At 73.9% G+C, this 16979-nt stretch carries 14 protein-coding genes and 1 pseudogene; 9 read left to right on the top strand and 6 right to left on the bottom strand.

Annotated features, from left to right (window positions below):
* Positions 1 to 157 precede the first annotated feature (157 nt).
* The 3 genes from ACEPPI_RS35690 to ACEPPI_RS35680 are packed head-to-tail and all read left to right on the top strand — an operon-like array spanning position 158 to position 2356.
* Positions 158 to 634: an SRPBCC family protein gene (locus ACEPPI_RS35690; RefSeq protein WP_373919417.1), complete on the top strand. Its 477-nt coding sequence runs from the start codon at positions 158 to 160 to the stop codon at positions 632 to 634.
* A gap of 55 nt (positions 635 to 689) precedes the next feature.
* Positions 690 to 2042, top strand: a complete 1353-nt coding sequence (locus ACEPPI_RS35685; RefSeq protein WP_373919416.1) for a carotenoid oxygenase family protein — start codon at positions 690 to 692, stop codon at positions 2040 to 2042.
* Positions 2043 to 2068: 26 nt separating this feature from the next.
* Positions 2069 to 2356, top strand: coding sequence for a hypothetical protein (locus ACEPPI_RS35680; RefSeq protein WP_373919415.1), 288 nt, complete (start codon positions 2069 to 2071; stop codon positions 2354 to 2356).
* 66 nt (positions 2357 to 2422) lie between these two features.
* On the opposite strand, the gene ACEPPI_RS35675 is transcribed toward ACEPPI_RS35680, so the two are convergent.
* From ACEPPI_RS35675 to ACEPPI_RS35665, 3 genes are all read right to left on the bottom strand, one after another.
* Positions 2423 to 4030, bottom strand: a complete 1608-nt coding sequence (locus tag ACEPPI_RS35675; protein WP_373919414.1) for an NAD(P)/FAD-dependent oxidoreductase — start codon at positions 4028 to 4030, stop codon at positions 2423 to 2425.
* 177 nt (positions 4031 to 4207) lie between these two features.
* Positions 4208 to 4747 carry an EF-hand domain-containing protein gene (locus ACEPPI_RS35670; RefSeq protein WP_373919413.1) on the bottom strand — a complete coding sequence of 180 codons (540 nt, stop codon included), beginning with the start codon at positions 4745 to 4747 and terminating at the stop codon, positions 4208 to 4210.
* A gap of 195 nt (positions 4748 to 4942) precedes the next feature.
* Positions 4943 to 6043: an LLM class flavin-dependent oxidoreductase gene (locus ACEPPI_RS35665; protein WP_373919412.1), complete on the bottom strand. Its 1101-nt coding sequence runs from the start codon at positions 6041 to 6043 to the stop codon at positions 4943 to 4945.
* A 242-nt stretch (positions 6044 to 6285) separates the two neighbouring features.
* Here ACEPPI_RS35665 and ACEPPI_RS35660 point away from each other — a divergent pair, with 242 nt between their 5' ends.
* The 3 genes and pseudogenes from ACEPPI_RS35660 to ACEPPI_RS35650 all read left to right on the top strand — a co-directional run bounded on the left by ACEPPI_RS35660 (position 6286) and on the right by ACEPPI_RS35650 (position 11188).
* A complete protein-coding gene (locus ACEPPI_RS35660; protein ID WP_373919411.1) occupies positions 6286 to 9804 on the top strand; it encodes a hypothetical protein in 3519 nt (1172 codons plus the stop codon).
* 444 nt (positions 9805 to 10248) lie between these two features.
* A pseudogene (locus ACEPPI_RS35655) lies at positions 10249 to 10890 on the top strand (chloride channel protein); the annotation flags it as partial.
* Between the two features lie 13 nt (positions 10891 to 10903).
* The gene (locus tag ACEPPI_RS35650) at positions 10904 to 11188 is read left to right on the top strand and encodes a chloride channel protein (RefSeq protein ID WP_373919418.1); all 285 of its coding nucleotides are present in this window, start codon (positions 10904 to 10906) and stop codon (positions 11186 to 11188) included.
* A 15-nt stretch (positions 11189 to 11203) separates the two neighbouring features.
* Here ACEPPI_RS35650 and ACEPPI_RS35645 read toward each other — a convergent pair whose 3' ends face one another.
* Complete coding sequence (locus ACEPPI_RS35645; RefSeq protein ID WP_373919410.1) at positions 11204 to 11707, bottom strand: hypothetical protein; 504 nt, start codon at positions 11705 to 11707, stop codon at positions 11204 to 11206.
* A gap of 183 nt (positions 11708 to 11890) precedes the next feature.
* Here ACEPPI_RS35645 and ACEPPI_RS35640 point away from each other — a divergent pair, with 183 nt between their 5' ends.
* The 3 genes from ACEPPI_RS35640 (at position 11891) to ACEPPI_RS35630 (ending at position 14855) form a co-directional block, all read left to right on the top strand.
* On the top strand, positions 11891 to 12241 hold the full coding sequence (locus ACEPPI_RS35640) for a UBP-type zinc finger domain-containing protein (RefSeq protein WP_373919409.1): 351 nt from the start codon (positions 11891 to 11893) through the stop codon (positions 12239 to 12241).
* A gap of 170 nt (positions 12242 to 12411) precedes the next feature.
* Complete coding sequence (locus ACEPPI_RS35635) at positions 12412 to 13719, top strand: NAD(P)/FAD-dependent oxidoreductase (protein WP_373919408.1); 1308 nt, start codon at positions 12412 to 12414, stop codon at positions 13717 to 13719.
* A gap of 95 nt (positions 13720 to 13814) precedes the next feature.
* On the top strand, positions 13815 to 14855 hold the full coding sequence (locus ACEPPI_RS35630) for a vWA domain-containing protein (protein WP_373919407.1): 1041 nt from the start codon (positions 13815 to 13817) through the stop codon (positions 14853 to 14855).
* A gap of 94 nt (positions 14856 to 14949) precedes the next feature.
* On the opposite strand, the gene ACEPPI_RS35625 is transcribed toward ACEPPI_RS35630, so the two are convergent.
* Both ACEPPI_RS35625 and ACEPPI_RS35620 read right to left on the bottom strand, forming a co-directional pair.
* A complete protein-coding gene (locus ACEPPI_RS35625) occupies positions 14950 to 15339 on the bottom strand; it encodes a hypothetical protein (protein WP_373919406.1) in 390 nt (129 codons plus the stop codon).
* Positions 15340 to 15598: 259 nt separating this feature from the next.
* Complete coding sequence (locus tag ACEPPI_RS35620) at positions 15599 to 16666, bottom strand: response regulator transcription factor (RefSeq protein WP_373919405.1); 1068 nt, start codon at positions 16664 to 16666, stop codon at positions 15599 to 15601.
* Between the last annotated feature and the right edge of the window lie 313 nt (positions 16667 to 16979).

The following is a 16979-nucleotide window of genomic DNA, read 5'->3' as shown; positions in this document are numbered from 1 at the left end:
CTGCGGCGGCCGCGCCCGCCCCCCGTATCGCCGTCGACCCCGTCCACCCCGCTCGCGGCGCCCACGCCGCCCGCCCTCCCGTGTCCGGCTGAACCGCCGGGTCAGCCGGCCGCCACCCCGCACCCGTCCATCCCCTCCACAGACAGGAAGCACCGCCATGGTCACCATCGACGAGACCGCTCCCGTCATCGTCCGTCTGAGCATCGACATCCACGCCCCGCTCGCGACGGTGTGGGAGCTGCACACCGACATCGCCGCCTGGCCCGACTGGAACACGGACATCGAAGAGGCCGGGCTCGACGGCCCGCTCCTGCCCGGCGGCTCCTTCAGCTGGCGCACGCACGGCCTGGCCATCACCTCCACCGTGCGGGAGCTGGTCCACGGCCGGCGCATCGTCTGGGGCGGCCCGGCCTCGGGCATCGACGGCGTTCACGTGTGGACCTTCGAACAGGGCGGCGACCACGTCGTCGTCCGCACCGAGGAGTCCTGGAGCGGGGCCCCGGTCGACGCCGCGCCCGACGACCTCCGCAAGGCCCTCCACGACTCGCTCGACAACTGGCTCTCCCTCCTCAAGGCCCGCGCCGAACGGCCCGAGCACGCCGGCCCGGCCGAACAGACACCGCGGGCCGCCTGAGCACCCACCCGTTCGCCCCATTCACCCCGTTCACCGGAAGAGGTCCGTCCCCGTCATGAACACCACCACCCCGAAGCCGTACCTGACCGGCCACTACACCCCCGTCGCCGACGAGGTCACCGCCACCGGCCTGACCGTCGAGGGAACCCTGCCGCCCGAGCTCACCGGCCGCCTGATCCGCAACGGCCACAACCCGAAGCCCGGGATCACGCCCACCCACTGGTTCAAGGGCAGCGGCATGGTCCACGGCATCCGGCTGCGCGACGGGCGCGCCGAGTGGTACCGCAACCGCTGGGTCCACACCCCCGCCCTCGACGGCGCCCCCTACATGACCGAGCACGGCCCCGACCTGACCGCCAGCACCGCCGGCACCCACATCATCGAACACGGCGGACGCCTGCTCGCCCTCTGCGAGGCCAACCTCCCCTTCGAACTCACACCCGAACTGGAGACCGTCGGCGCGTACGACTTCGGCGGCAAACTCACCTCCGCGATGACCGCGCACCCCAAGGAGGACCCGGCCACCGGCGAGCTCCACTTCTTCGGGTCCTCGCCCTTCCCCCCGTTCCTGACGTACTACGTCGCCGACGCCAAGGGCGGGATCACCGACAGCGCCGAGGTCCCGGGAGCCACGGCCTCCCTCAAGCACGACTTCGCGATCACCCGCCGCCACGTGGTCTTCGTCGAGGGCAACGTCACCTTCGATCCCGCCGAGCACTCCGGCATCCCCTACTCCTGGATCGACGGGCAGCCCGCCCGGATCGGCGTGATGCCGCGCGGCGCGGACGGTGCCCGCCGCGTCCGCTGGTTCTCCATCGAACCGGGCAACATGCTGCACGTCTCCAACGCCTACGAGGACGATCAGGGCCGCATCGTCCTGGAAGGCCCCACCGTGGACCGCGAGGGCTTCCGGCTCTCCTGGAACTGGTGGGTCGGCGCGCCCGGCCGCGGCAGCGAGCCCGCCTCCCGCTCCTACACCCGCCGCTGGGTCGTCGACCTGGCCGAGGGTACGGTCGCCGAGCAGATCATCGACGACCTGCCGGTGGAGTTCCCGACCCTCAACGAGGCCTACCTGGGTGCCGAGAACCGCTACCAGTACGCCATCTCCTTCCCCGACGAAAAGGGCTTCGGCGGCTACGGCGTCGTCAAGTACGACCGCACCAGCGGCGCCCGCCGGGTCCGCCGGGTCGGCGATGCCCGGATGCCGGGCGAGGCCGTCTTCGTACCCGCGGCGGACGCCACGTGCGAGGACGACGGCTATCTGCTGACCGTCGTCTCCGACCTCAAGCAGGACGCCTCGCAGCTGCTGGTCCTCGACGCCTCGGGCCTGGAACAGGTCGCCGCCGTCCACCTGCCGCGCCGGGTACCCGGGGGCATCCACGGTTCCTGGGTCCCCGACAGCGTCTGAGCACGTCACCTCGCGGAAGAACCGCCATGACGACGACCGTGACCAGGCACCGCAGGCGCGTGGGCCGGACGGCGGCCGCGCTCTGCGTGCTGATGACCGTCCTCGCCGCGGTGCGCTCGTACAAGGCCCTCGCAGGCTGCCTCGGCCGGCCGCTCCCGGCCGCACCGGTCAGGGCCGGGGCCCCGGTGGCGGGCAGCGTGGTCCTGGCCCGGGAGGGCGACGACCACAGCATGTTCCTGGTCCCGCAGTGCGTCAGGAAGGCCGCCAACCTCTGCCTGACCACCCGCGTCGTGCCCGCCCCGGGCACCACCTGAGCAGACCCGGACGGCCCCGCGAGCTGCCCGCGCCCGGGGCCGTCCGGGTCTGGCCGGCGGGGCCGGTCAGAAGCCGCAGGACGCCCGCGCGTCCTGGAAGCGCTCGGGACAGCGCCGCCGGTACTCGACCAGGGACTGCGCGACCGCGGCTCCTTCGCCCACCGCGGCGCCGACCCGCTTCACGGATCCGGACCGCACATCGCCCACGGCGAAGACCCCGGGCAGGCTGGTCTCCATCGGCAGCGCCTCCGGCCCGGCCCCGCCGCTGCCGGTCAGGACGTACCCGCGGTCGTCCAGCCTCAGCGTGCCGCCGAGCCACTCGGTCGAGGGGCGGCCGCCGATCAGGACGTACAGGCAGTGCGCGGAGACCGTTCGCTCGGCGCCCGCGCCCGCGCGCTCGCGGAGCCGGAGCCCGGTGAGGGTGGTCCCGCCCAGGCATTCGGCCACCTCGGTGCCCAGCAGGACCTTCAGGCCCGGGGTCCGCTCGATGCGCTGCACCAGGTAGCTCGACATGGAAGCGCCGAGGTCGGTGCCCCGGACCAGCAGGGTGACGCTGCGGGCGTAGCGCGCGAAGTAGAGGGCGGCCTGTCCGGCGGAGTTGCCCGCGCCCACCATGTACACGTCCTCCCCCACGGTGGAGGGGGCGTCGGACAGGCACGATCCGTAGTACACGCCGGAGTTGAGGAGGCGGTCGACGCCGGGAGCCGTGAGGCGGTTCCAGTCCACGCCCGTGGCGACGACCACAGCGGCCGCGGTCACCGAGGCCTTCTCGTCGGTGCCCGCCTTGGTGAACTCGACGGCGTGGCCGCCCGTGTCCGTCGGGGTCACCCGGCCGGCCACCCGGGTGGGCTGCCATTCGACGCGGGCCCTGCGGGCCTGCTGCAGGGCCCGCTGGGCGAGGTCCCCACCGGTGAGGCCCACGGGGAACCCGAGGTAGTTCTCGATCCGTGAGGTCGAGCCCGCCTGCCCACCGGGCGCGTCGTCCTCGATCACGACGACGCTCATGCCCTCGGCGGCGGCGTACACGGCCGCGGAGAGTCCTCCGGGGCCACCGCCGATCACCGCGACGTCGTAGTGGTCCTGCTCGGCCGGCCTGATGAGACCGAGCCGTTCGGCCAGTTCACTGATCGGGGGATCCACGAGCTCGGTGCCGTCGCCGAGCCGGACGCGCACCGGGGCGTCCCGTACGTCCTCGTCGGGCAGCCAGCGGAAGATGACCCCGCTGCGGCCGAGGAAGTCCCGTACCGCGTAGGCGGCGGGCGAGAAGCGGCTGCCGCGCACCTCGGCCGTCGGCAGATCGCCGCGGAAGTCGGCGTTCCAGGTGCACAGGGAGTCGTCGAGGGCACCACGGAGGTGCTCGGCCGGGTTCTCGTCGCTCCCGGCCGGTGCGGTGCGCGCGCCGGGCACGGCGTCGGAACGTCCGCTCAGCGACAGCCAGCGCACACCGGGGTGCGCCGCAGCGGGGTCGGGGGCCTCATCGGCGAGCACGGCGGCGACGGGTACCCGCCGGTCGGCCAGTGAGTCCAGCGCCCTCGCCACCTCCGCCGGGCCTCCGACCTGCAGCACGCGGAACGACGTCCGGTACCAGCTTTGCACCAGCTCGGCCGTCTCGTGCCGGCGGAGCGGATCGGAGTCGGAGAGAACGATCACCGGCAGTGCGGCTTCGGCGGCCATCAAGAGGTCCTCCAGATAGGTCTTGGGAGATCTGCTTCCTCTTGCTCCTCAACGAGCGGCGGCCCGATACGAATCGGCTCGGCGGCGCCGGAACTCCGCAGGTGCGACGGCGGGCCGGCGGGGCCGCAGGGGGCATGGCGGTGCCCCCCTGCGGACCCTGCGGATCCTGCGGACTCCTCAGAGGCGGCCGAAGAACTGGTTCCCGGGGGCCGAGTGGTTCTCGCTCGTGTAGTACTCCTTCATGGCGGAGCTGATCTCGTCACGGCTCAACTGCCCGTCCCCGTCCACGTCCAGCCGGTCGAACGCCTCGTCGAAGGTCTCGCGGGGCAGGCGGAACATGCCGTGGAGCAGAGAGGTGTACTCGTCACGGCTCAGCATGCCGTCGCGGTCGCGGTCGGCGAGCTCGGTCCAGGCGTTGCTCATCGTCCTGATGCGCTCCCAGATCCTGTTCCGGTCCGAGACGATCCGCGCCCGGAAGGCCGCCCGGAACTCCTGCCGGTCCACCGCTCCGTCATCGTTCCTGTCCATCGCCTGGAAGACGGTGTCCCAGAGGTCCGCCAGCGATTCCCTCAGGCCGGCCAGGGCGTCCGGGGCCAGGCCGTGCGACTCGGCGAGCCTGTCCGAGAGGCCGATGACGTCCGACTTCACGAGCCGCCCGTCCCGGTCCGAGTCGAAGACATCGAACGACCGGTCCAGCTTGATGTCCAGAACGCTCACGACAACATCCCCTTCACTTCGTGCAGTCGTCCCGTGACGCTGCGTGGCGGGGCCCAGGAAACCACACGCCCCGCCCTTTCCGCAGGCGAAGAAGGGGGTGACTGCGCGTTCCGGGTGACGCGGCCCGCCCCCGCGTCCGGCCGTGCAGGCGGGTCGAGGAGGGCGAGCCCAGCCCCGCCGATACGACGACGGTCTTCATGCCCGCGTCCCCTCCTCCGCGTTCTCCCGGGCCGCGGTCACGCGGGCCCGGTGCGTGGGCGCGTCCGGCACTCCGGCGGGACGCAGGTTCGCGAACTCCTTGCGCAGCACCGGCACGACCTCCTCGCCGAGCAGGTCGAGCTGCTCCAGGACGGTTTTCAGGGGCAGGCCCGCGTGGTCGATGAGGAACAGCTGGCGCTGGTAGTCGCCGGCGTAGTCACGGAAGGAGAGGGTCCGTTCGATGACCTGCTGCGGGGAGCCGACGGTCAGCGGGGTCTGGGAGGAGAACTCCTCCAGCGACGGGCCGTGGCCGTAGACCGGGGCGTTGTCGAAGTAGGGGCGGAACTCGCGCACCGCGTCCTGGGAGTTCGCGCGCATGAACACCTGGCCCCCGAGTCCGACGATGGCCTGCTCGGGGGTGCCGTGGCCGTAGTGGGCGTAGCGCTGCCGGTACAGCTCGACCATCCGCCGGGTGTGGGAGGGCGGCCAGAAGATGTTGTTGTGGAAGAAACCGTCGCCGTAGTAGGCGGCCTGCTCGGCGATCTCGGGCGAGCGGATGGAGCCGTGCCAGACGAAGGGTGCGACGCCGCCCAGCGGGCGGGGCGTCGAGGTGAAGGACTGCAGCGGGGTGCGGAACTTGCCCTTCCAGGTGACGGTTTCCTCGTCCCACAGGCGGCGCAGCAGCGCGTAGTTCTCGATGGCGAGGTCGATCCCGTCGCGGATGTCCTTGCCGAACCAGGGGTAGACCGGTCCGGTGTTGCCGCGGCCCATCATCAGGTCGACGCGGCCGTCCGCGACGTGCTGGAGCATCGCGAAGTCCTCGGCGATCTTCACCGGGTCGTTCGTGGTGATCAGCGTGGTCGACGTGGAGAGGATCAGGTTCTCGGTGCGCGCGGCGATGTAGCCGAGCATCGTGGTCGGCGAGGAGGGGACGAAGGGCGGGTTGTGGTGCTCACCGGTGGCGAAGACATCCAGGCCGACCTCCTCGGCCTTCTGCGCGATGGCGAGCATGGACTTGATGCGCTCGTGCTCGCTGGGTACGCGCCCGGTCGTCGGATCGGCCGTGACGTCGCCGACGGTGAAGATCCCGAACTGCATGGCTCCCCTTCCAAAGTTGTTTACGATTCAACCATACCCGCCAACAGGGGGTGCGGCCGATGTATTCCGCGTCCGGTGGGGAAAGATCCGCTCGCCCGCCCGCCCTGGCGAGCGGGCGAGTGCGCGGGCGGCGGCGAGTCGGTGGCGGCCGGACACGGGCGCGTCGAGGTGCTGCGGCCGGGTGCGCCGGTGGCCCGAAATCCGGTGGGAGTGAGGACGCGCCGTCGGAGACAATGCCCGTGATGATCTCCACCGTCGGCGAGCTGCTCGCCGCCCTCGAACCCCTGCCGCACGCCGCCCGGCTCCGGTACACCGCCGTCACCGCCCACCGGCTCTCCGCCCGGGGGCGACTGGGCCCCCTGCTCACCGAGCTGGACGCCCTGGGCCCCTACGAGCGCCGCCTCGCCGCGCTGGCCGCCCTGACCGCCGGGAAACCGGGGTACCTGGCGGCCCGGCTCGCCGATCCCGACCCGGTGGTCCGCCGCTACGCCTTGCGCGGCGCGCGGCGGCTGCCCGTCCCGGACGCCGCCGTCGAGGCCGCTTACGAGGACGCTCCCGCCGTGGTCCGGGCCGGGCTCGTGCGGCTGCTGCGTGACGGGCGGCGGCCCGGACTGGCCGAGCGGCTGGTGCCGCGGGTGCGCGCCGAGTACGGCGACCGGGACGCGGCCCGCCTGCTGGCGGGCTGCTCGCGGGAGTTCACCGCGCGAGTGCTTCCCGAACTCGCGGGGGCGCTCGCGTACGAGGACTGGAGCGCACTCGCCGTCCGCCACCCCGGCGCGGTCCTCGACCACGCGGAGCGGGAACTCGACGGTCTGCCCTCCCGGTCGCGCGACCTCTGGTGGCGCCGGCACGCCACCGCGATCGCCGCCGCCCTGCCCGCCGCACCGGAGCGGGTGCTGGACCTGCTGGAGCGCAGCGGCCCGGACGGTCTTCCCGGTCCGGTCCACGACCGGCTGGGCGACCTCGTGGCCGTGGACGCCGAGCGGGTCGCCCGTTGGTTCGCCGACCCCCGCCGGGCGGTCGGGCGGTGGGAGCGCACGCCCGGCCGGGCGGTCATGCACCGGCTGGTGTCGGCGGACCCGGCGTCCCTGCCCCGGCTCGGGGCCCTGTGGTTCCACCGGGGGGCCTTCGGCCTGCTGCTGCGGTCGGTGCCACCGGCGCGGCGACCGGCCTTCGTCGACGCCGTCGTCGACGCGGGCCGTCCCGGCGGCAACGTCCGTGCGCACGAAGGGGTGCTCGCCCGGCTGCCGGCCGCCGAACGGCACGGCCGGGCCCGCGCCGCGGTCGAGGCGCTGCGCGCCGAGGGCACGACGGACTGGCCGCTCTGGGGATCCCTCGCGCTGCTGCCGCCCGCCGAGGCCCGCCCCGAACTCCTGGCCGCCCTCGACACGAACGACGCCGACGCGCGCGGGACGATCTGGGAACGGCTGAGCGTCAACGCCGGCCTCACCGGTGATCCGGTGGAGGTCGCCACGGTCCTGGCGCTGGCCGCCGGCCGGCTGGCCAACGAGCGTGACCCCGTACGGCAGGAGGCCCTGTCCGCCTTCGACGAGCTGCCGGTGCCGCTCCTCGCCGCGGCCCTCGACGCCGACCCGGCCACGGTGTCCCCCGGGACCGCCACGACCGTTCCGCCCTCCGGGGACCGTACCGGGGCCGACTGCCTGGAACGGCTCTGCCGGGACGCCCTGCGGGCCCGGGACTGCTCGGCCCTGAGCCGGGACACGGTCCGCTCCCTCGCCGTGAACCTCCTCGCCTCCGGGGACGCGCCCGGCGGCGAGCACCGCGGTGCCACCGCCCCGCGGACCGCGGTGCGCATCATCGAGGCGCTGACCGCGCACACCGGTACGGTCGTCCTCCGCCGCCCGGGAGACGTCTCGCCGGGCGGCGGGACGCGCGCCCTGCTCGACGCGCTCGGCCCGTGGCTGGACCGGACCGCCGCCCGCGGGGACTTCGCGCCCCTGCTCGCACTGATCACGTCCTTCGGGCACCACGCGTACCGGATCCCGGAACTCCAGGACCGGCTCGAACAGGCGCTGCGCACCTGCCCGGACGGGATCTTCGGCGAGGCCGCCGCAGCCTGGCTGGCCGATCCGGCGACCCGCGGCCACCGCGTGGCCCGGCTGCTGGAGCGGGAGCCCTCGGCCGTCTTCCTGCCCCCGGTCCTCGCCGTGGTCGCCGCGGAGCGCACCGACTTGCTGGATCTCGCGCTGACCGGGAGTCCCGTCCCGGGCGGCCGGTTCCCGGCGGCCGGCGCTCCCCGGACCCTTCCCCCCTTCCGGTACGCCGACCGGTGGCTGCCCCGGCAGCAACGGGACGCGGTCCGGCTGGCCGCCGACGCCATCGCCGATTCCGGCCGGGGCCTCGACGAACGCGCCGCGCTGCTGCGGGCGGTGGCCCCGGTCCCGGCACACGGGCGGGCCCTGATCCAGCGGTACGCCGCCGGCGCGCCGGGGCCCCAGAAGGCGGCGGATTCCCCGGCCGGCCGCGCCGAGGCCGCTCTGACGTCGGCCGCGCTCACGGGGGCCGCCCTGGCACCGGCCGCCCACACGGACGACCCGGCCTCGGCCCTCGCCGTCCTCCTCGACCACGCGGGCGACGACGGCGCCGTGGCCGCCTGGTCCGCGGCCGGCCGGGCGGCCGCCCACGCCCGGCCCAGCCGGCTCGCGGCTCTGTTCCATGACGTCCTGACCCGCGAACGCGGGGTCAAGGTCACCGTCCGCAAAGCGGCCGCCCGGCTCACCGCCCGCCACCTGTCCCCGGCCGCCGCCGTCCGACTCCTGTCCACGGTGGCGCGCACCCCCGGCACCCATCCGGACGTGCGCGTCACGGTGCTCGGTCTGGCCCCGGCGCTGCTGCCCGCCGAGGAGATGTGGGGCCTGCTGGAATCGGCGGTCACCGACGGGCCCGATGCCGCCCGGCGCGCCCTCACGGAACCGGACCCGACGGAGCTGCCCGCGGCGGACCGGCCCCGGTACGGCGAGCTCCTCGCACGGCTGCCCTTCGTCGCCGAGGGGCAGGCGCCGGATCTCGCCCTGTCGGTGCTCGGTGACTGGGCGCGGTACACGCCCGCGGCCGGCGCGGCGCTGGTGGACGTCTACACCGACCTCGCCTCGCCCCGGCGTCCGTGGCGGGCGAGGTCCGCCCTGATGGAGCTGGCCCGCTCCGGACTGCCCCACCCGATCGGTGGTGTGGAGCCCGGGAGCCTCCTGCACGATGTCGTGGACCGGCTGCTGGTCCTCATCGCGGCCGGGGAACCGGAGGGCGGTGGGCGCGAGGACGATCTGCCGGCACGCCGTCGCCTGGAATCCCTCGTCGGCCCGGCGGCCGGGGACCACCGGACGTGCGCGGCCCTGGCCCGGCGACTGGCGGCCGATCCGGCGGTGACCGCCGCCCGTACCTCCCTCCTGGTACGGGCGGTCGACCTGGAAGCCGACGCCGCCGGGCTGCGGCGCTCGCTCCGTGGGCTGACGGCCGTGGTCGAGGGCCGACCCGTCCTCGCGTTCCGGGTGGCCGGGGACCTTGAGGAGGCGCACCGGTACGGACCTCCGCTCGCCGACCCCGCCGCGGCCCTGGCCGCCGTCGGTGACCTGAGCGGCGACGGCGATCTCGTGCGGGGCCTCCTCGCCGTCGGCCTCGCCACGGCCCTCGGAGCCCGCCAGGGATGGCCGGACGCCTGCCGCTCCGCCGTCGTCGGACTGCGCCGTCACCCGGAGCAGGAGGTCCGGGAGGCGGCGTACGCCATCGTCCTCGGCGGAAGCTGAGCCCGTACGGGGCACATCGAGGCCGGCGGCCGCCTGCCGGTGGGCCGGATCCCGTCGGGCGGGAGGAGCCCGAAGGCCCGTACGGTCGCCGCCGCCCTTCCGCCACCCGTTCGGCCGGTCGGGGTGGCGGGCGGTCCTGCCACAGCGCGGTGCGCCGCCCCGGCCGCCCGAGCGGGGAGGCTCTGCCCACAGGTCCGTGCGGCTCGTAGGAGGGGTGGCCCATGCCCGGTGACCGGCCCCCTCTCGCGGCGGACGTACGCGCCTTCGCGGTCACCGCGGCGGCGGGATGCCTGGTCGGGCCGGTGGGCGGCGGCTTGCGGTGGTGCCTGGAGCGGGCCGACGTGCTCCGCCGCGCGCTGCTGGGGGCCGCTGCCGGGCTCGGAGCCGCCGGGGTACTGGTTCCGATCGCCCTGACCGCGTCGTGCGCCCTGGTCGCCCACCCTCATCGCCCGGCGGGTCCCGTACGCGGCCGGCAGCGGCATCCAGCACGTGGAAGCGGTGTGGCGGCAGGAGAGCGACGTCCACCCCTGGCTGCTGCTGCCCGCGAAGTTCGCCGGTGGCCTCGTCGCGATCGGCTCCGGCCTGGTCCTGGGGCGGGAGGGCCCGACCGTCCACATGGGCGCCGCCATCGGGGTCCTGGCCGGCCGGCACGGCAGGCTCGGGCCCGAGGACGCCCGGCTGCTGCACACCGCGCTCGGCGGGGCGGGCCTGGCCGCCGCGTTCTCGGCCCCGTTGGGCGGGCTGCTGTTCGTCTGCGAGGAGGTGACCCGATCGTTCCGGCCCCGTCTGGTGCTGTTGACGCTGCTCGGCACCGTCACCTCCGTGGCCTGCGCCGAGCTGATCGTGGGCGACGCCCCCGCCTTCCCGATGCCGGACCTCGCGACCCCACCCCTGTGGACGCTGCCGGCGTTCCTGCTGTTCGGCGTGGCCGCCGGGGCCCTCGGCGCCGCGTACGCCCACCTGGTCGTGGGAACGCTCGAACTGTGCGACCGGATGACGCGGGTACCGGTGCCGCTGCGCGCCGCCGGGATCGGCGCCGTGGTCGGCGCGCTGATGGCCGCGGACCCGCTGCTGGCTGGTGGCGGCGACGCGCTGACGGATCGGCGCCCTGTGGGGGACGCTGGCCCACGCGCTCGCCGCGCCCGTGCTGCCCGCACACGCGCCGGGGCCGGCCGCGTTCGCCGTGGTGGGCATGGCCGCCCTGTTCACCGGAGTCGTCCGCGCACCGGTCACCGGCATGGTCCTGGTCGCGGAGATGACGGGCGCGGTCTCGCTGTGGCTCCCGCTGCTCGTCGCGTGCTTCGCGGCGACGGTCACCGCCGACCACCTGGAGAGCGAGCCGATCTACGACAGCCTCCGCCGCAGGATGGGGCAACGCCCCTGACGGGCGCCGACCGGCTCAGCCCGCCCCCTCCTCCACCGCCCGCGACAGCAGCTCCCGCAGTGCGGCCCGCGACGTCATCAGCTTCAGCGGAGGCAGCCGGGTGACCACGCGGTCGAGCCAGGCCGTGTCCGCGAGTCGGCGGGTCTCACCCTCGGCGACCAAGTGGGTCAGGAGGGCTTCGAGGAAGGTCACCTCCGCGAGGGGATACCACTGCGGATGGCGGTCGAAGAAGATCTGGCGGTCCTCGTACGGGTGGCGCACGGTCATGTGCAGATAGCCGCCCCGCCTCCCCCTCAAGGGGCCCGGCAGGCCGGCGGCCATACCGAGCAGGGTGACCGTTTCGGATCTCCCGGGGTACCTGGCGCCGATGACGACGCCCATCCCGAGCATGATCCTCGACCAGGGGATCAGCTCCGTCGAGGAGTCCCGCGCGTGGGCGCGCATACCGTCCTCGCGGAACTCCACCCAGGCGCCACCACCCGGCCGCCCGGGATCGCCCAACAGCCAACGACCGTCCACCCGTACCAATGGACCCAAGGATCGAAACGTGTCAGTCATGGCTCGATTGGAACAGACACGCAGGTGACACCCGTTCGATTTCGGCCAGCCGTCCGCCCCGTCCGCCCGGCAGCCGCTTATGGTGGTTCGGAGACCCCGACGCCCCTCTGCCGCCGGCGAGCCGCACCCCGAGGGAGGAAGGTCATGAGCGGTCCTCACGGCCAGGCCCCACGGTGGCGCACCGCCCCCGACGGCGGACGACCCGACGGCGCCACGTGCGTCCACCTCGACCAGGCCCCGCTGCCCACCGACAGCGCCACGGAGCGGGGCTGCGCCGCCTGTCTGGCGCTCGGAACGCCGTGGCACCGGCTGCTGCGCTGCCTGACCTGCGGAGAGGTGGGCTGCTGCGACAGTTCACCCGGCCGCCACGCCCACGCGCACGCGGAGTCTTCGTCCCACCCCATCGCCGAGTCCTACGGGAGCGGGGAGAGCTGGGCCTGGTGCTACCGCGACCACCTCTTCCTCGTCCCCACAGCACCACCCGGCGGCGAGTAGGTGCATCCACGGGGCCGGCCCCGGGCGAAGCAAGGGGGGAGACGTGATGGCCGTGACCAGGGTGCGCCACCCGAGGGGAAGCGACCGGTGTGCCCCGGGAACAGGACCTTCCCCGCGACGTGGCGTCTCCCCACGGAGGGGATCGAGAGGCCGATGAGAGGTGACCGCGCATGGGGCGAGACGGCCAGGACCGTGGTGGCGGGGACGGCCGCGGCAAGCAGGTGATCGTGGTCGGTGCGGGCGCGGCGGGACTCGCGTGCGCCGCCGACCTGCTCGCCTCGGGCGCCGGCGTCAGCCTGTTGGAAGCGGCCGAAGCGGTCGGCGGGCGCATGCGCACCGACCGTGTCTCCGGCTTCGTCCTCGACCGTGGCTTCCAGGTGTTCAACACGTCCTACCCACAGGTCAAACGGCGCATCGCCCTCAGGCCGCTGCGCCTGCGACCCTTCACCCCGGGCGTACTCGTCCACACCGGCGGTGGGCGCCTGTGCCGGTTCACCGATCCCACCCGGCGCCCCGGTGAAAGCCGCGACCTGCTCCCGGGCCGGTTGGCCTCGGCCCGCGACCTGACCTCGCTCGGTGTCCTGGCGGCGCGGGACGCGCTCCTTGCGCCCCGCCGGCTGCGGGCGCGCCCCGAGCGGACCACCCTGACCGCCCTGGCCGACGCGGGATTCTCCGCCGACCTGGTCGAGTCCTTCTTCCGGCCCTTCCTGTCCGGTGTGTTCCTGGAGGACGAGCTGGAGACCTCCTCCCGGTTCTTCCACTTCGTGTGGCGCAGCATGCTCCGGGGCACCCTGTGCCTGCCGGCCGAGGGGATCGGCGCCGTGCCCGCCCAGCTCGCCGACGGCCTCCCCGCCGGTGTGCTGAGCCGTGGGACTCCGGTCGCCCGCCTCGCCGAGGACGGTGACGGTGTGGTCCTGGCCGACGGCACGCGACGCCGGGCCGACGCGGTCGTCGTCGCCACCGGCCAGTCGGCGGCGGCCGGGCTGCTGCCCGGACTCGCCGTCCCCGCCGGACGCACCGTCACCACCCTCTACCACGCCGCCCCCCGCTCTCCCCTGCACGAGCCCACCCTGCTCGTCGACACCCGGCGCCGGTTCCTCAACACCTGCGTGCTCAGCGAGGTCCACTCCGGCTACGCCCCCGACGGCCGGGCCCTGATCTCCACCTCCGTCCTCGGCACTCCCGGCTCCGCGGAGGAGGCTGCGGTCCGGGCCGCGCTCGCGGAGGCGTACGACACCGACACCGACGCCTGGGAATCGGTGCACCGCTGCACCGTCCGCGACGCGCTGCCCGCCATGCCCCCGCCACTGCCCCTGACCAGGACGACCCGCTTCGGCCCCGGCCGATACGTCTGCGGCGACCACCGGGCGACCGGTTCCCTCCAGGGCGCGCTGGCCTCCGGGGCAAGGGCCGCCCGCGAGGTCCTGGCCGACCTCGGTGCCACCGGGAGACCACGACGGGCCCCGGCCCGGCCGTAGCGCGACGGGGCGTCCGGCCGGGCCCGGAGCCAGGGCCGATTGTCAGTGGCGGGTGCGAGGGTGAGGACATCGAAACGCCATGAGGGGGAGCGGACATGTCCGGAAACCAGAACTACATCAATCACGTCGCTCTCGTGCTGGATGCCAGTTCGTCCATGTCACACATGCGCGGCAAGGTCATCGAGGTGGCCGACCAGCAGATCGCCTACCTGGCCCGCCGGTCGCAGGAACTGGACCAGGAAACCCGTGTCACGGTGTACGTGTTCGCCGACACCGTGCAGTGCGTCATCTACGACAAGGACGTGCTGCGGATGCCGTCCCTGAAGCAGCTGTACCGGGTGGGGGGAATGACGGCCCTGCTGGCGGCCGCCCTGAAGTCACAGCGCGAGCTGGCGCAGACGGCCCAGCTGTACGGCGACCACAGCTTCCTTACCTTCGTGCTGACCGACGGTCAGGAGAACGCGAGCCACCGCTGCCAGGACGCTCCCCACAGCGATCCGCGCGCACTGGTCAAGGCCGTGGCCGAGATGATCGCGAAGCAGGAGGACAACTGGACCCTGGCCGTCCTGGTGCCCGACCAGATGGGCAGGCGGGAGGCCATGCAGTACGGCTTCCCGAAGGAGAACATCGCCATCTGGGACGCCACCAGCACGCAGGGTCTGGAGGAGGCCGGGCAGGTCATCCGTGAGGCCACCGAGAAGTTCATGGTGGGCCGCACCAAGGGCATCCGGGGATCGCGCGCCGTGTTCTCCATGGGTGCGGAGGCCGTCAACAAGGACACCATCAAGGCGGCCGGACTCACCCCGGTGGACCCGGGTCAGTACCGGCTGCTCCCGGTGGACCGTGATGCGGCGATCCGGGAGTGGGTCATCGAGTCCGGACACACGTACCGCACCGGCGAGGCCTTCTACCAGCTCAGCAAGTCGGAGAAGATCCAGGCACGGAAGCAGATCGCGGTGCTGGAGAAGAAGACCGACCGGGTGTACGCCGGGCCGGAGGCCCGCGCCCTTCTGGGCCTGCCCGCCACGGAGGTACGCGTCAAGCCGGACCACAACGACGAGTTCACGATATTCGTACAGAGCACCAGCGTGAACCGGAAGCTCGTCCCGCAGACCCGCCTCCTGCTCATGGGCTGACCGGCGCCGCCGACCGTCACGACGCGGACGAGCAGGTCGTGCCCGTCCGCGCGGTGGCAGCCCCTTCCCGGCTTTGACGGGTGGTCGGCAGGGCTCAGGCGAAGTACTGGAGGCTGACCCTGACGGGAATGTCCTGCGGCCAGCCCGCGTCCACGCGGATCTGTACGCGGCCGCCTTCGAGCGGCACGACGTTGTGCACGGTCATGACCGCGCCTCCCATGAAGGCCCTGTCGGTCGGGGGGTACACCTCCGTGACGGTGGCGAACACCCCGGTGTAGGCCCCAACGCCCGGTGCCTCCAGAAGCCGTTCGAAGACACCGTGACCGCTCAGGTTGTAGTAGTAGCCGACTTGCTGGAAGTCCTCCCGCGCCTCGCCCCGGCCGCTGCCCCCGCTGGGCCGGATCGCCTGGTCGGGCGCGGCGTTCCCGTTGCTGCCGCCGGCCGCGTTTCCGGTCGCGGGCCCACGGAGATCGGTGTGCGTCATTTCCGTTTCCCTTCGATGAGGTGGGGATCCCGGCACGGCGACGGACGCATGTCGGGGTCCGCGCGCGGCGCCCGAGGGGATCCCGGGCGGGCCGGTCCGTGCATTTCGGCGGCTGAGGGAGACAGGGGAATCCCTGCCTCTCCCGCTCCACTGGGCGGGCCGCCCCCGCGCGTTCCGGTTTCCCTTCCCATGGTGGGCCGGTCCGGCGCCGCCGCGACCCCCTGAAGTGGGGGATGGACAGGCTGCCGGTCGGGGGGGGTCAGCGGGTCAGCGCGGCGATGAGTTCGTCGCGGCCGTCGGCGCCCGTCTTGCGGAACAGGGCCTTGAGGTGGTCGTTGACCGTGTACGGAGACAGGTCGAGGCGCCGGGCGATCTGTTTGACGGCTGCGCCCGTGCGCAGTTCACCGAGGGTGGCGCGCTCGCGCGGGGTGATCCCGTACCAGGCGCAGAACGACGGCATCACGAGGTCTCCGGCCGCCCCCTGGAGGACCACGGCGACATCTCCGCCGGCGTCCGCGTCGAGCGGCTGGCCCTGGAGGGTCATCCATCGCCCGCAGACGACGGGAGGGGCACACACCAGCGGAACCCAGGCACCCGTGTCGTGCGCGCGCGAGCGTGCGGCGAGGGAGAGCGCGACGAGGAACGCGTCGGGGATCCACTCCGGGAAGATGTGTCCGCTCGGCGAGGACAGGCGGTCCAGCCAGTGCCGTGCCTGGGGGCTGACCGCCCTGATCGTGTGGTCGGGGCCCACCGTCACCACCCCGGCGGGAAGCGCGGGGGCCACGGGGAAGAGGGGGCCCTCGGTCACGTAACGACGCAGGGCGGCGACGAGGGCCGGCCCGAGGCGGGCCGCCCGCTGGAGGTCTTCGCGGCTGAAGGGGCAGGCACCGGCGCAGCGCAGCAGCCCGAGCGCACCCCATACCCCGTGCCGGTCCCGGAGGAGCAGCCGCAGCTCGGAGCCCGCCCCGTGCGCGGTGAGGAGCTCGCACACCCGCGGGTCCAAGGGGCCGTCGCCCGGCGGGCCGATCACGGCGGCCGGGGTGGGCAGTCCGGCGAGCGCCGCGGGGCGGTACGGGTCGCCGCCCCGGTAGCGGTGCATGACGAGGTCGGAGACGAGCGAGGGGGCGTACTCGTGCCAGAAGCTGAAGCTCCCGAGGCCGAGCCCGGTCGCCGCATCGGTGGCCACCAGACTGAGCCCGTCGTGGGGCAGGAGGGGGGCGAGCACCCGGGAGATCCCGGCCCCCTGCCCGCCGGGGCCCGCGTCCTGGCTCGCGGCGGCGTACAGATCACGCGCCAGCCGTCCCGCGTCGAAGAACGTGAGGGCCACAAGCTCCCATTATCCCGACGGAGACCGTTCCGTGCGCGGGTGTGCGTGCCCGCTGTCCTGGCAGACCCCTCGGCGACGGACCTACGCTGAGAAAGCGGCCGGTCGGCGAGCGGCCCCGGCCGCCCCGTGGGCACCTGCCCTCCCCTCCGCGCAGGTGCCCACACCCGCATCGGCGCCGCCGGTGCGAAGCGTGCGGGGAGGGCGCGGAGTGGGCTGCGGGCATGGGAAAACGCCCGGCGGGTGGTCCCGGCCGGGCGTTTTCGTGTGTCTGCGGTGCGCTGTGCGCGGTCCACGGGTGGTTTCGTACCGGTGG

The organism is Streptomyces sp. AB3(2024), from assembly GCF_041862025.1.
GTDB lineage: Bacteria > Actinomycetota > Actinomycetes > Streptomycetales > Streptomycetaceae > Streptomyces.
This window is presented reverse-complemented; position numbering and strand designations above follow the sequence as displayed.

Excerpts from the sequence above, each read along its gene's own strand:
- ACEPPI_RS35690 (WP_373919417.1), top strand. The coding sequence starts at position 158 with ATGGTCACCATCGACGAGACCGCTCCCGTCATCGTCCGTCTGAGCATC.
- ACEPPI_RS35685 (WP_373919416.1), top strand. The coding sequence starts at position 690 with ATGAACACCACCACCCCGAAGCCGTACCTGACCGGCCACTACACCCCC.
- ACEPPI_RS35680 (WP_373919415.1), top strand. The coding sequence starts at position 2,069 with ATGACGACGACCGTGACCAGGCACCGCAGGCGCGTGGGCCGGACGGCG.
- ACEPPI_RS35675 (WP_373919414.1), bottom strand. The coding sequence starts at position 4,030 with ATGGCCGCCGAAGCCGCACTGCCGGTGATCGTTCTCTCCGACTCCGAT.
- ACEPPI_RS35665 (WP_373919412.1), bottom strand. The coding sequence starts at position 6,043 with ATGCAGTTCGGGATCTTCACCGTCGGCGACGTCACGGCCGATCCGACG.
- ACEPPI_RS35660 (WP_373919411.1), top strand. The coding sequence starts at position 6,286 with ATGATCTCCACCGTCGGCGAGCTGCTCGCCGCCCTCGAACCCCTGCCG.
- ACEPPI_RS35640 (WP_373919409.1), top strand. The coding sequence starts at position 11,891 with ATGAGCGGTCCTCACGGCCAGGCCCCACGGTGGCGCACCGCCCCCGAC.
- ACEPPI_RS35635 (WP_373919408.1), top strand. The coding sequence starts at position 12,412 with ATGGGGCGAGACGGCCAGGACCGTGGTGGCGGGGACGGCCGCGGCAAG.
- ACEPPI_RS35630 (WP_373919407.1), top strand. The coding sequence starts at position 13,815 with ATGTCCGGAAACCAGAACTACATCAATCACGTCGCTCTCGTGCTGGAT.
- ACEPPI_RS35625 (WP_373919406.1), bottom strand. The coding sequence starts at position 15,339 with ATGACGCACACCGATCTCCGTGGGCCCGCGACCGGAAACGCGGCCGGC.